We start from the raw sequence: 11,906 nt of genomic DNA, 5'->3' as shown, positions 1-11,906 counted from the left end.
AGACCGAGAGCCATAGACAGCCGCGCCTTACCCCGGTTCTCGAACAGTTCGATAGCAAGATACCCTGATAAGCACGAAAAAGCCCGGCCTAGCCGGGCTTTTCAACTTCTGTGATTAGAAATCCCGCTGCAGACGCAGGAAGCCGTCGAAACGGTCGCCATCGCCATAACCGGCAGTGTCAATGTCAACATTGTTGTAGTTGAAGGTCGCCTTGGCGAGGAGGTTCGGCGTGACCTGATAATCCGCAGTCACGCCGACGCGCCAGACACTGCCGCCCGTATAGTCGTCGCTCGTGGGAATGATGTTATCCCAATACTGGACGCCGGGCGTGAGCTTGAACTTTTCGGAAACAGCGAAGGCATACTCGGCGCCAATCGTCCATTCCGAATAATCCCAGTAGCGGGTCGGGCCGGAAGAATAGACACCGAAAACACCCAGTTTGCCCGGTCCGATCTCGGCCGACAGAGTGGATGCGACGACGCCGTCTTCGTGGTCGAACTCATAGGCGCCGAACAGATCGATGGAAAACGCGTCAAACTTGCCGCCTATGAGACCGCTGAGACCGATCTCGTCAGCGCTGCCATCGGCGTCGGTCTTCCAGCCCGCCTGCGAATTGAAGAAATCAGCCTGACCGTATGCAGTGAATGCTCCAGATTCGAACGTGTAGCGAATGGAATTGTTCAGCGTATCTCCGCCAATATAGTCCCCGAAAATATCGGTTGCGCTGCCCGAAAGCGGGCCTTCGTCCGACAGCACGGTCTCACCCGGCAGGCCGGTATCAAAGTAATTGTAGAAGTAGCCGATGCGGAAACCGCCCAGCTCGATATAGGTCTCGTTCAGCGCGAAGTCCGAGCTGTCGGAGTTATTGTTGGCGCGCAACGTGACGCGTGAACCAAGGGGGCCGAACTCGGTGTCGGACTTGGCTTCGAACCGGAGCTGCGCACGCGTATTTGTGCGATAGCCAGCATCATCGTCGAGTTCGACCGCGCCAGCACTTGTGTCGATGTCGTAATTGCTGCGGCCATCCAGCTGCAGACGAATATAACCGCCGATCTTGAGACAGGTCTCCGTGCCAGGGATATAGAAATAGCCGGTGCCGAAAGCGTCGCAGACGCGGACATATTCCAGTGGTTCCGGCTCGGCAGCGACAATGGCATCAGCGGCGTGGGAAACAGATGTAGCAACCAGGCTTGCTGCCGATGCGATGAGAAAACTGGTCAGCTTCATTGGGATTTCCTCGGTGAGCTGCATTCGCACATTGAAAAACGCTACTCGCGATCAGGATAAGTGCAAGCGGCTTCGTACATTCAGATCCACTACATCACGCAGTTGGAAACTGACAGTTACCAATTTATCACGGACGAATTTCGACGTCGCCAGAACAAGAAAAGCCCGGCACAAGGCCGGGCTTTCCAAATTAGATCCGAGAGCCGGATTAGAACGAGCGCTGCAGACGCAGGAAGCCGTCCCAACGGTCGGCGTCGCCGAGATCGTCAGCGTCAACATCGGTGTAGTTGACAGTTGCCTTGGCGGACAGGCCGGTCGTGATCTTGTAATCAGCCGTGATACCAGCGCGCCATGCATTGCCGCCGTCGAAATCGCCATCGGCGTCGAGAACAACGTTATCCCAGTACTGGATGCCCGGTGCGATGGAGAACTTGTCATTCACAGCGATCGCGTATTCCGCACCGATGGTCCACTCAGCGGCGTCGAAGTAACGGTTTTCACCGAAGGAGTAGGCAGCGAAGACGCCGAGCGAGCCCGGGCCGATTGCAGCCGTCAGCGTGGAAGCCAGAGCAGCATTTTCGCGGTCGAAGTCGTAACCGGCGAAGAAGTCGATGGTTACGCCACCGAACTTGCCGGTGATGACGCCGTTGATGCCGATTTCATCCTGGCCACGACCGGTGCCCGCTACGTCGTCCTTCCAGCCGTCCTGAGAGTCGAATGCATCGACCTGACCGTAGACGGAGAAAGCGCCGGCGTCGTAGGTGTAACGGATACCGTTGTTGAGGGTGTCGCCACCGAAACCACCATTGCCGAACGGTGCGCCATCGGAGAGAACGGTTTCGCCCGGAAGTCCGGTATCGAAGTAGTTGTAGAAGTAACCAACGCGGAGACCACCGAGTTCGATGAAGGTTTCATCGAGGAAGAAGTCGGTCCCGTTGTCCGGATTGTTGGTGTTCGCTTCCAGCGTGATGACCGAAGCAAGCGTGCCGTATTCAGTATCCGACTTGGCATCAAGGGTCAGGTGACCACGGGTGTTGGTGCGGTAGCCGCTTTCGCCGCCGAAGTCGTCGCTGCTGCGAGCGTCAACCTGAACGCGGACATAACCACCGATCTTGAGGCAGGTCTCGGTACCCGGAATGTAGAAGTAGCCGGTGCCGAAAGCGTCGCAAACGCGAACATATTCCAGCGGCTCCGGTTCAGCGGCGACGATTGCGTCAGCTGCCTGCGCGACGGTAACGCTTGCAAGCGCCGCGGTCGATGCGATGAGAAGGCTCGTGATTTTCATTTGGGGTTCCCCGGTCAACTCTAGGCTTTACATTCATCAAGGTACAGGCGGGCGGCGGGTGCTTACAAGCACTTCTGCATCTGCGACCGGCGAACATCAGGCAGTTGCGACGTGGTCGTTACTTATTTGTCACAAATTTGACGGGTAAACCGAACCTAAAGCTGCCTGTCCGTGCATTTGCATCCACTACTTATTGCGGGAATTCTGCGTCCGCATCCGACTCAACAGAAACAAAAAGCCCGGCGCAAGGCCGGGCTTTTCGTCCATATCTGAAAGATCAGATTAGAAAGAGCGCTGCAGACGGAGGAAACCGTCCCAACGATCAGCAGAGTCCGTACCGGAGTCTACGTCGGTGTAGTTGATGGTTGCCTTAGCAGCCAGGTTGGTGGTGATCTTGTAATCAGCCGTGATACCAACGCGCCATGCGTCACCAGCGTCGAAGTCGCCGTCAACAACAGTGATGTTGTCCCAGTACTGAACGCCAGGAGCAACCGAGAACTTGTCGGTGACCTTGATGGCGTATTCAGCGCCGATCGTCCACTCAGCAAAGTCGAAGTAACGGTTAGCACCGGTTGCGTAGGCGGCAAAAACGCCGAGCGAACCCGGGCCGATGGCAGCCGTCAGCGTGGAAGCGAAGGCAGCTTCTTCACGATCGAAGTCATAACCAGCGAAGAAGTCGACAGTTACGCCACCGAACTTGCCGGTAACAACGCCGTTGACGCCGATTTCGTCGTCAGAACCGTTGTCGGTCTTCCAACCAGCCTGCGAGTTGAACGCGTCAACCTGACCGTAAACCGAGAACGAACCAGCGTCGTAGGTGTAACGGATGGAGTTGTTGAGCGTGTCGCCGCCGAAGCCGCCGCCACCGAAGCCAGGGCCGCCGTCAGAAAGAACGGTTTCGCCCGGAAGGCCGTTATCGAAATAGTTGTAGAAGTAACCAACGCGAAGACCGCCGAGCTGGAGGTAGGTTTCTTCCAGATAGAAGTCAGTGCCACGAACCGGATCGTTCGTATTGGCGCGAACAGTGATCTTCGAAGCAAGCGTGCCGTACTCGGTATCGTTCTTGGCTTCAACAGCGATCTGGCCGCGGGTATTGGTGCGGTAACCGCCCTGCGCACCGGTCAGATCGAAGTCCGAACGGCCGTCAACCTGAACGCGGACGTAACCACCGATCTTGAGGCAGGTTTCGGTGCCCGGGATGTAGAAGTAGCCGGTGCCGAAAGCGTCGCAAACGCGAACGTATTCCAGCGGCTCGGGCTCAGCAGCCACGATTGCGTCGGCAGCCTGTGCGCCAGAAACTGCTGCGAGGGCAGCAGCGGAGCCGAGAAGAAGGCTCTTGATGTTCATTTTTGACCTCCAGTCAAAATCAGGAGGTCGCCATGACTATTTCTCGTCAGACTGCGGCTCTGATGGCCTTCTGAGAAGAACGGGTAAACACACGTCCAGGTCGTGTGAGGCGAGGTGAGCATAGCGCATTGTCATCTGCAAGGTTTGGTGGCCCAGCCACATCTGCACCCGTCGAATATCAATTCCTCCACGCACCAGCCGGGACGCGCAAGTGTGTCGAAGAACATGCGGAACGACATCGTCGTCCGTACCGAGGCCCACCTCTCCTTTGGCGGCGTTCCATGTAGCGCGAAAGCGTTGTTGATCGATGTTCGCGAAAGGTCCGTCAGGCGCGCCTGCATGTTCTTGAATAGCGTCAATGGCTCGGGGAGTGAGCGGCACGGTACGGCTTTTGCCGGATTTGGTGATCCAGAAGGTGGCGCGGTTTTCAAAAATATCGTTCCAACGTAGGCCGATGCCCTCGCCCAGCCTGGCACCTGTATCGACAAGAAACACGCACAAGTCCGCGTAAAGTTCATCCTTGCTGCGGATGGCCGCAAAGAGGCGATCCTCTTCGGCGTACTCCAGGAAACGAATACGGCCCGCCTTTTCTCGTTGGCGGCGAAACTCGGGAAGGCTATGAATGTCACCCATTTTGAACGCTTTCCGCAGCAACTTGCTCAGCGCCGCCATCTTTCGATTGATGGTCGCGTTGCTGTTGCCACGTTTGCGTAGTTCGCCGATGAGCCGGTCCACCATCTCGTCTGTGAAGCTGTCAAACGGTTGAGAAAGAAGGATCTCATCCAGTTCACTGACAAAGGCGATCACATTCTTCTTGTGGCTTCCTGGCTCCCAGAGGATATCCCCGTACAGCCCCAAGAGCTTGGTAAGTCGGGTAGATTTAACAACCTTGATGGGACCGCTGGCATTAAACTGATAATTGACAGCGTAAGTTTTACCGATGGAAGAGAGGTCTAACACCTCAATCTTTTTGTCGGTTTCCTTGCCCATCCCGCCCTCGCTGATCGACAGCGACAAGAATTACCGGGACACGTTGAACTACAATGGGCATTGCGCCAAAGCGGGACGCGCTTTGGGGATGTTTTTTTTGTTCGTGGCTGAACAGCAACAGCCCGCGGTCGGAAGACCGCGGGCTATCTTGATAGTCAGATTAGAACGAGCGCTGCAGACGCAGGAAGCCGTCCCAACGGTCAGCAGAGTCTGCGCCGGTGTCAACGTCGGTGTAGTTGACGGTTGCCTTAGCGGACAGGCCGGTGGTGATCTTGTAATCAGCCGTGATACCAGCGCGCCATGCATCGCCACCATCGAAGTCGCCATCGGCGTCGAGGGTGATGTTATCCCAGTACTGTACGCCCGGTGCGATGGAGAACTTGTCGGTGACCTTGATGGCGTACTCAGCGCCGACGGTCCATTCAGAAGCGTCGAAGTAACGGTTTTCACCGAAGGAGTACGCTGCGAAGATGCCGAGCGAGCCCGGGCCGATTGCAGCCGTCAGCGTGGAAGCAAGAGCAGCATTTTCGCGGTCGAAGTCGTAACCAGCGAAGAAGTCGAGCGTCACGCCACCGAACTTGCCGGTGATAACGCCGTTGATGCCGATTTCGTCGCGGTTATCAGGACGAATGATGTCAGCACCTGTGACCGGGTCAACGCCAACGACGACGTCGTCGGTCTTCCAACCAGCCTGCGAGTTGAAGGCGTCAACCTGACCGTAGATCGAGAACGAACCTGCATCGTAGGTGTAACGAACCGAGTTGTTCAGCGTGTCGCCACCGAAGCCGCCGTTAGCAAACGGAGCGGCGTCCGAGAGAACGGTTTCGCCCGGAAGACCGTTATCGAAGTAGTTGTAGAAGTAACCAACGCGGAGACCGCCGAGCTGCAGATAGGTCTCTTCCAGGAAGAAGTCCGTGCTCGCGCTGTTGGTGTTTGCGCGAACAGTGATCTTCGAAGCGAGCGTGCCGAATTCGGTGTCGTTCTTGGCTTCAACAGCAACCTGACCACGGGTGTTCGTGCGGTAACCGCCTTCACCACCGAAATCATCATCGCTACGGCCGTCAACCTGGAAACGAACGTAACCACCGATCTTGAGGCAGGTTTCGGTGCCCGGGATGTAGAAGTAGCCGGTGCCGAAAGCGTCGCAAACGCGAACGTATTCCAGCGGCTCGGGCTCAGCAGCCACGATTGCGTCGGCAGCCTGTGCGCCAGAAACTGCCGCGAGGGCAGCAGCGGAGCCGAGAAGAAGGCTCTTGATGTTCATTTTTGACCTCCAGTCAAAGTTACGTATGGGTCTAGGTCTTGATTTACCGAAGGACAAAAATTCCTTGGGCCCATCCCCGTGTTTGAAAGCTGACGAACCACCGCCGCGCTTCGGAGTTGAAAATACAAATCGCCGTGAGCTGCGCAATGCCGAACTGGGGATGAGCGAGAGTTTCAAGGCAGCTTCCCAAAACCATGTTGCCGAAAGGACACAAAACCGCAGTCCGCGGTCATTAAAAATTTAGTTTTCGTTAAGAAAACGGTTTTGCGACAGCAACTTAAGGAAAGGTCACATTCGAATACGTAGCCTTGCGAGAATGTTGCCGACAGGCAACAGGCATAACTCGCAGGCGCTTCGTGCGCTCACGCTAATGATCCAGCGATTTCATGAAGGATAGTGGCGGAGAGGATGGGATTCGAACCCACGATACGCTTTTGACGTATACTCCCTTAGCAGGGGAGCGCCTTCGACCACTCGGCCACCTCTCCGGTGCGGCCTGATTATTGCGGATAAATCCCGAATGCAAGGTCTTTTAGCAAAAAGAGGCGTCGCAGGCTGGGGATGAACCCCAGCCGCAGCATTATTTCGGCGCGGAGCGGACGAATCCACGAGATTGCCGGCTCAATAACCCGAGCCTGCCGGACCTGCGCCCGGGCCGCGCCCGTAACGGCCGGCAAGGTTTTTCAGCGTCGCGGCAAGCTCGGTGACGTCTGCGCCAACGGCAACAAAGTTTGCACCGAGTTCGAGGTAACGACGATTGAGAGTTTCGTTGAAGGTCAGGATGCCTGCGGGCTTGCCGGCGGCGATGATTCGGCCGATCGCCGATTCGATGACGCCCTGCACTTCCGGCGCCTCGATTCGGCCGAGGCAGCCCAAGTCGGCTGAGAGATCCGCCGGGCCGATGAAGACGCCGTCAACGCCGTCTATCGCGGCAATCGCCTCGATATTGTCGATGGCGACACGCGTTTCGGCCTGAACCAGCAAGCAGATCTCGTCATCGGCTGTCTGCGCATAATCGGAAATAGCATTAAAACCCGAAGCGCGTGCGACGGCGGCACCGAGCCCGCGCGTGCCGCGCGGCGGATAACGCACGGCCTGGACCAGCGCTTTGGCCTGTTCGGGCGAATCGACCATGGGAATGAGGAGCGTTCGCGCACCGGCATCCAGCAACTGCTTGATGAACCATGTCTCGCCTGAAGGCGGGCGCACGACGGGTTCGACGGCAAAGGGAGCCAGCGCCCGTAACTGGGCGATAATGCTGCGCAGATCATTCGGCCCGTGTTCCGAATCGATCACCAGCCAATCGAAGCCCGCGCTTGCAGCAATCTCCGCCGGAAGCGCCTCGCCGGTGTTCAGCCATAGGCCAATCTGCTGGCGGCCGGCACTGATCGCAGCCTTGAAGTCATTCTTCGGTACCGGCATTTCTCCTCCTATGCCTTTTCGTCATAAATCCCGGCCGCGAAATGCAGACCATATATAATCAAGATAACAGCAACTTGAGATCCGTGGCCGGATCGGCCAGGCGGGACCTGTCCGGGTTGATGCCAGTTTCCAGCATCTTCTTGCCCGTTACATAGGCCTTCGCATCATTGATCGCATCGACAGCAATCAGCATGCCGTTCCGGAAATACCAGACCGAGACGGCTCCCTCGCGGCTGCCTGCGCGCACCAGCGTCTCGTCATAGCCGAGATTAAAGCCGGCGATCTGCAGCTTCACATCGTACTGGTCGGACCAGAACCATGGTTTTGGCAAATAGGGCCTAGCGTCGCCGGCAAGTGTCGCGGCAACCGATTCGGCCTGGTCGACGGCGTTCTGTACCGATTCTAGGCGAATGCGCCCCTCTTCCCACGGCAACAGGGCGCAATCGCCCATGGCGAAGATCGACGGGTCGGAGGTGCGGGCAAATTCGTCGACGATGATGCCGTTGCCGACATCGAGGCCGCAATCCTGCGCCAGACGGTCGTTCGGGGTGACACCGATGCCGACGATGACAAAATCCACATTGATGACCGTGCCATCGGAAAGTTCGGCGGCACGTACTTGGTCATCCTCGCCGATCAGGCGGGTAAGGCCGGTCTGTTCGCAAATCACGACACCGCGCTCTTTATGTATCGCGCGCATGATGTCTGCGGTCTCCTTCGAGGCAACACGGGCGAGTATACGGTCGGCCATTTCGATCAGCGTTACGTCGAGACCGAGATGGCGTGCAACGGCTGCCGCTTCCAGCCCGATATAACCGCCGCCGATGATCAGCAGGCGACGACCGGCCTTCATTTCATCGGCCAGCCGATCCGCGTCACGCTTGTCGCGGACAGTATATACACCCTTAAGTTCGCCGCCGATGCTGGCAGGCAAAGTACGCGGGGTGGAGCCCGTCGTCAGCGCCAGGGTTTCATATTCGAGCCCCGAACCATCCTGCATGCGGACGGTCTTTTTCTCGCGGTCGATTTCCTCGACATAGGTGGAGAGTCGGACTTCCACGTCGTTTTCGGCAAACCAGTTATCCGGGCGAAAGGTTAGGCGATCGAAACTCATCTCGCCGAGAAGGTATTTCTTGGAAAGCGGCGGCCGCTGGTAGGGATAAACCTCTTCAGCGCCGATCATCGTGATGGGCCGTGTATCCTTCAATGCCCGAAGTTTCGCCGCAAGCGCAAAGCCCGCCTGCCCTGCCCCGACGATTACCAGCCTGCCTGTCACTTGCTTGCTCCATTCCTGTTCGACCGCCAAGAGATAGCACCTCGAACGGCCGCAAAGGCGTATCGTCGCGACGCGTGGGCGTCAACAACGCGACATTGTGTCCAGTGAGCGGAATGAGGCGGATAAGGACACCATAGATCGAGAAAAATTTACCAATCAACTTTAGAATGCATCAGAATTGCAGGAATAAAATCATATTCGCGGGACAAGTCAGGAGGATACCATGGCCCCATTGATGGACGGGACCAACACGCAAGAACCGGCGGGCCTGCGCCGTGTCTTTGAAAAATTCACGATTGATCGGCCGGGTAAGATTGTGCTCGTCGAACACCATTTAAGCACCAAGACGAGTATTCGCTGCCTGATCCGTACGATCTCTCTGCAGGGAGCCGAACTTGAGGTAACCCCGCACATTCCGGTGCCGTCTCATTTCTTCCTCGCCATCCTCGGCATACGCGACGAGATCGGCTGCACGGTCATGGCGCGCGAAGAGGAGAAGGTGACGGTCGGCTTCAACATGCTGATCAACCCTGAATTCCTCCACCATGTCATTCGGCTGAGCTTCGAGACGAGCCACTGAGTCGGAATACGGAGTTGGTGCCGCAGGCGGTTCCGGCAAAAATCAGCGCCGCGCTCGGCGCCATCCAGCCGCCTGGGCATCCGCCTCGGAGCAGAACCAGCGCTCACCATATTGAGCGCTGATCCTGGTTTCATCGTAATATTCCTGGCCGGGCACATGATAAATGCGCTCACCGGAGTTGATCGAGATATTGCCCTTGATCCGGCATGAGGTGCCGATATTCGCCTCGACGTAACGGGGGATGCCCGGAAGCAGCGTATGCCCGCCCGTGGCGAGGAAACTCGCGGTCGCTGCTCCAAGAACAATCAGCACGAATTTGCTCATCCGACGAAGATGGGCCGAAAAGATTGATTGCTCGCTTCAGCAATTCCTAAAATTGCATATTTCGGATCACAAAACCTCAGGATGCATCGAGGTGTCCGGCATTCCGCGAATCGTCGTCCGGAAGGCTACCGGTCAAACTCCTACCCTTGCACAGCAGCGAAAGCTTTCTATTGTGTCCCGGCTTTCAACCGGACTTATCCCACATGCCTGCATTTTCTCGTTTTACTCCGCTGATCAATTCACTGCCCTCGACCGTGCCCTTTGTCGGCCCGGAAGCGCTGGAGCGAAAGAGCGGTGCGGTCGTCAAGGCGCGCATCGGCGCCAATGAAAACGGCTTCGGCCCGGCGCCATCCGTAATTGCAGCCATGACGGAAGCCGCGACGGGCATCTGGAAATATGCCGATCCGGAAAATTTCGACCTCAAGGCGGCGCTTGCTGCCCATCTCAACTGCAAGCCGGAAAACCTGGCGATCGGCGAAGGGGTCGACAGCCTTCTCGGCCAGATCGTGCGGCTCGTCATCGACCCGGCAGCGGCAACGCCTATGCCGGTGGTGAATTCCTTCGGCGGCTACCCGACCTTCAATTTCCACGTCGCCGGTTTTGGCGGCCGGTTGGTGACCACGCCTTACGTGAACGACCGCGAGGACCTGAACGGGCTGCTCGATGCCGTGCGCCGGGAAAATGCGCCGCTCGTCTATTTCGCCAATCCTGACAATCCAATGGGAAGCTGGTGGGAGGCCGACGAGGTCGTGGCCTTTGCAAAGGCCCTGCCGGAAACGACGCTGCTGGTGCTCGACGAGGCCTATTGCGAAACGGCGCCGGCAAGCTCGACGCCGTCGATCGAGGCGTTGATCGACATGCCGAACGTCATCCGCACGCGCACGTTCTCGAAGGCTTATGGAATGGCTGGCGCGCGCGTCGGTTATGCGATCACGACGGAAGGCACGGCAAAAGCCTTCGACAAGATCCGCAACCATTTCGGCATGAACAGGATCGCCGTTGCAGGCGCAATCGCTGCCCTGAAGGACAAGGCCTATCTCAAGCAAGTCGTCGGCAACATCAAGGCATCGCGCGAGCGTATTGGAGCGATCGCGGCCGCCAACGGTCTCAAGGCGCTGCCTTCGGCCACCAATTTCGTCGCGATCGATTGCGGACGCGATGCGGCTTACGCCCGCGCGATTGTCGATGGGCTTTTAGGCCACGGCGTCTTCATTCGCATGCCGGGTGTCGAGCCTCTCAACCGCTGCATCCGCATCAGCGCCGGAAAAGAGCCCGACATGGCGCTTCTGGAGGCCGCGTTGCCTCAGGTTTTGAAATCGCTCTGAGCTGGATAGGAACTAGGCAAAACCGCGCCGGCCTTGTCTCTGCCGGTCGCGGTTTGATTACGAAAAGCCGGATAAGTGCAGGCTCTTCTGCGAAGTGGTTCTGCTCAGTGCACCGTCATCCATTCGCGGGCGGCGCGCAATGCTTCCGCAAGCTGCATCTTCGTCAACTGCGGGGTCAGATCGGCACGCAGTTCGGCGGCGCGGTCGGAGCCCTTGATGGCGGCAATGTTCAGCCATTTGTGGGCGGACACGAGGTCGATTTCGACCCCGCGGCCCGTTGCATACATCAGGCCCATATCGCAGAAGACTTCTGCGCGGGCATCGCCGCCCATGGTGGCCATTTCAGTCATCGAAATTTCAAAGCGTGCCATCGGTTTTGATCCCTGTTTAAGACCTTGTTTCTTCTTCTGCCCTGTTCATCATTCCCTTCCGGACCACCGTCTTATGCGGCTTTGTTAATCCATCAGGGTGGCGGTTTTTCCCGCTCGCTTGATGAGACCAATATGATCCCAAGGTTCGAAAATCCGACTAAAAAGAATGCTTAACTTGCGGAAAACAAAGTTCAAATGCTTCGTAAATTTGAGTTTTCGTTAAGCACTACAATGCCTGTACGTTAAGGGTTTTCGGCTTTCGTTTACGAAACGTTAGGATTTCGATCGAAACCCTTTGCTAACCATGTTTTCCGCTTCCGTTTTCAGGAAAGAGAAAGTCGGCCGCCACGCAGTCGGCTGAAAACATCCGAAAAACGGACCTACTACCAGCACTCCGCAACTTTACCTTTACGTACTGGTAAGCTAATTTAGACACGGGGCGTCGATTGCTGGAGGGCTGTCGAACGCCGCAATAACGAGGATCTGAGGAGGGAT

11 protein-coding genes and 1 tRNA gene are annotated in these 11,906 nt (G+C 57.2%); 2 read left to right on the top strand and 10 right to left on the bottom strand.

What is annotated here, in order from left to right:
• Positions 1-114 precede the first annotated feature (114 nt).
• The 8 genes from MRBLMR1_RS23395 to MRBLMR1_RS23360 form a co-directional block, all read right to left on the bottom strand.
• Positions 115-1,227 (bottom strand): porin, encoded by a 1,113-nt coding sequence (locus MRBLMR1_RS23395; RefSeq protein ID WP_500066537.1) that lies wholly within the window; start codon positions 1,225-1,227, stop codon positions 115-117.
• 208 nt (positions 1,228-1,435) lie between these two features.
• Positions 1,436-2,512 (bottom strand): porin, encoded by a 1,077-nt coding sequence (locus tag MRBLMR1_RS23390; RefSeq protein WP_500066535.1) that lies wholly within the window; start codon positions 2,510-2,512, stop codon positions 1,436-1,438.
• 282 nt (positions 2,513-2,794) lie between these two features.
• A complete protein-coding gene (locus tag MRBLMR1_RS23385) occupies positions 2,795-3,859 on the bottom strand; it encodes a porin (RefSeq protein WP_148145488.1) in 1,065 nt (354 codons plus the stop codon).
• 36 nt (positions 3,860-3,895) lie between these two features.
• Positions 3,896-4,849 (bottom strand): tyrosine-type recombinase/integrase, encoded by a 954-nt coding sequence (locus MRBLMR1_RS23380; protein ID WP_500066533.1) that lies wholly within the window; start codon positions 4,847-4,849, stop codon positions 3,896-3,898.
• A 160-nt stretch (positions 4,850-5,009) separates the two neighbouring features.
• Positions 5,010-6,113 carry a porin gene (locus tag MRBLMR1_RS23375; protein WP_500066531.1) on the bottom strand — a complete coding sequence of 368 codons (1,104 nt, stop codon included), beginning with the start codon at positions 6,111-6,113 and terminating at the stop codon, positions 5,010-5,012.
• Positions 6,114-6,510: 397 nt separating this feature from the next.
• Positions 6,511-6,601: transfer RNA gene (locus MRBLMR1_RS23370), tRNA-Ser, on the bottom strand.
• Positions 6,602-6,734: 133 nt separating this feature from the next.
• Positions 6,735-7,535 carry an aldolase/citrate lyase family protein gene (locus MRBLMR1_RS23365; protein WP_183822504.1) on the bottom strand — a complete coding sequence of 267 codons (801 nt, stop codon included), beginning with the start codon at positions 7,533-7,535 and terminating at the stop codon, positions 6,735-6,737.
• 58 nt (positions 7,536-7,593) lie between these two features.
• Complete coding sequence (locus MRBLMR1_RS23360) at positions 7,594-8,811, bottom strand: FAD-dependent oxidoreductase (RefSeq protein WP_183822506.1); 1,218 nt, start codon at positions 8,809-8,811, stop codon at positions 7,594-7,596.
• Positions 8,812-9,034: 223 nt separating this feature from the next.
• On the opposite strand from MRBLMR1_RS23360, the gene MRBLMR1_RS23355 reads away from it, so the two are divergent.
• Complete coding sequence (locus tag MRBLMR1_RS23355; protein WP_246435909.1) at positions 9,035-9,391, top strand: hypothetical protein; 357 nt, start codon at positions 9,035-9,037, stop codon at positions 9,389-9,391.
• Between the two features lie 42 nt (positions 9,392-9,433).
• Here the strand turns inward: MRBLMR1_RS23355 and MRBLMR1_RS23350 are convergent, their stop codons facing one another.
• The gene (locus MRBLMR1_RS23350) at positions 9,434-9,715 is read right to left on the bottom strand and encodes a sunset domain-containing protein (RefSeq protein WP_148145491.1); all 282 of its coding nucleotides are present in this window, start codon (positions 9,713-9,715) and stop codon (positions 9,434-9,436) included.
• A gap of 203 nt (positions 9,716-9,918) precedes the next feature.
• Here MRBLMR1_RS23350 and MRBLMR1_RS23345 point away from each other — a divergent pair, with 203 nt between their 5' ends.
• On the top strand, positions 9,919-11,040 hold the full coding sequence (locus MRBLMR1_RS23345) for a pyridoxal phosphate-dependent aminotransferase (RefSeq protein ID WP_183822508.1): 1,122 nt from the start codon (positions 9,919-9,921) through the stop codon (positions 11,038-11,040).
• 104 nt (positions 11,041-11,144) lie between these two features.
• Here MRBLMR1_RS23345 and MRBLMR1_RS23340 read toward each other — a convergent pair whose 3' ends face one another.
• Entirely contained in the window at positions 11,145-11,411 is a 267-nt protein-coding gene (locus MRBLMR1_RS23340; RefSeq protein ID WP_148145493.1) for an SEL1-like repeat protein, read from the bottom strand.
• Between the last annotated feature and the right edge of the window lie 495 nt (positions 11,412-11,906).

Origin of the sequence: Neorhizobium sp. LMR1-1-1.1, from assembly GCF_040675795.1 — a bacterium.
GTDB classification, from domain to species: domain Bacteria; phylum Pseudomonadota; class Alphaproteobacteria; order Rhizobiales; family Rhizobiaceae; genus Neorhizobium; species Neorhizobium cellulosilyticum.
This window is presented reverse-complemented; position numbering and strand designations above follow the sequence as displayed.

Bases quoted from the DNA above. Each gene is read 5' to 3' on its own strand.
- MRBLMR1_RS23395 (WP_500066537.1), bottom strand. From the start codon at position 1,227: ATGAAGCTGACCAGTTTTCTCATCGCATCGGCAGCAAGCCTGGTTGCT.
- MRBLMR1_RS23390 (WP_500066535.1), bottom strand. From the start codon at position 2,512: ATGAAAATCACGAGCCTTCTCATCGCATCGACCGCGGCGCTTGCAAGC.
- MRBLMR1_RS23385 (WP_148145488.1), bottom strand. From the start codon at position 3,859: ATGAACATCAAGAGCCTTCTTCTCGGCTCCGCTGCTGCCCTCGCAGCA.
- MRBLMR1_RS23380 (WP_500066533.1), bottom strand. From the start codon at position 4,849: ATGGGCAAGGAAACCGACAAAAAGATTGAGGTGTTAGACCTCTCTTCC.
- MRBLMR1_RS23375 (WP_500066531.1), bottom strand. From the start codon at position 6,113: ATGAACATCAAGAGCCTTCTTCTCGGCTCCGCTGCTGCCCTCGCGGCA.
- MRBLMR1_RS23365 (WP_183822504.1), bottom strand. From the start codon at position 7,535: ATGCCGGTACCGAAGAATGACTTCAAGGCTGCGATCAGTGCCGGCCGC.
- MRBLMR1_RS23355 (WP_246435909.1), top strand. From the start codon at position 9,035: ATGGCCCCATTGATGGACGGGACCAACACGCAAGAACCGGCGGGCCTG.
- MRBLMR1_RS23350 (WP_148145491.1), bottom strand. From the start codon at position 9,715: ATGAGCAAATTCGTGCTGATTGTTCTTGGAGCAGCGACCGCGAGTTTC.
- MRBLMR1_RS23345 (WP_183822508.1), top strand. From the start codon at position 9,919: ATGCCTGCATTTTCTCGTTTTACTCCGCTGATCAATTCACTGCCCTCG.
- MRBLMR1_RS23340 (WP_148145493.1), bottom strand. From the start codon at position 11,411: ATGGCACGCTTTGAAATTTCGATGACTGAAATGGCCACCATGGGCGGC.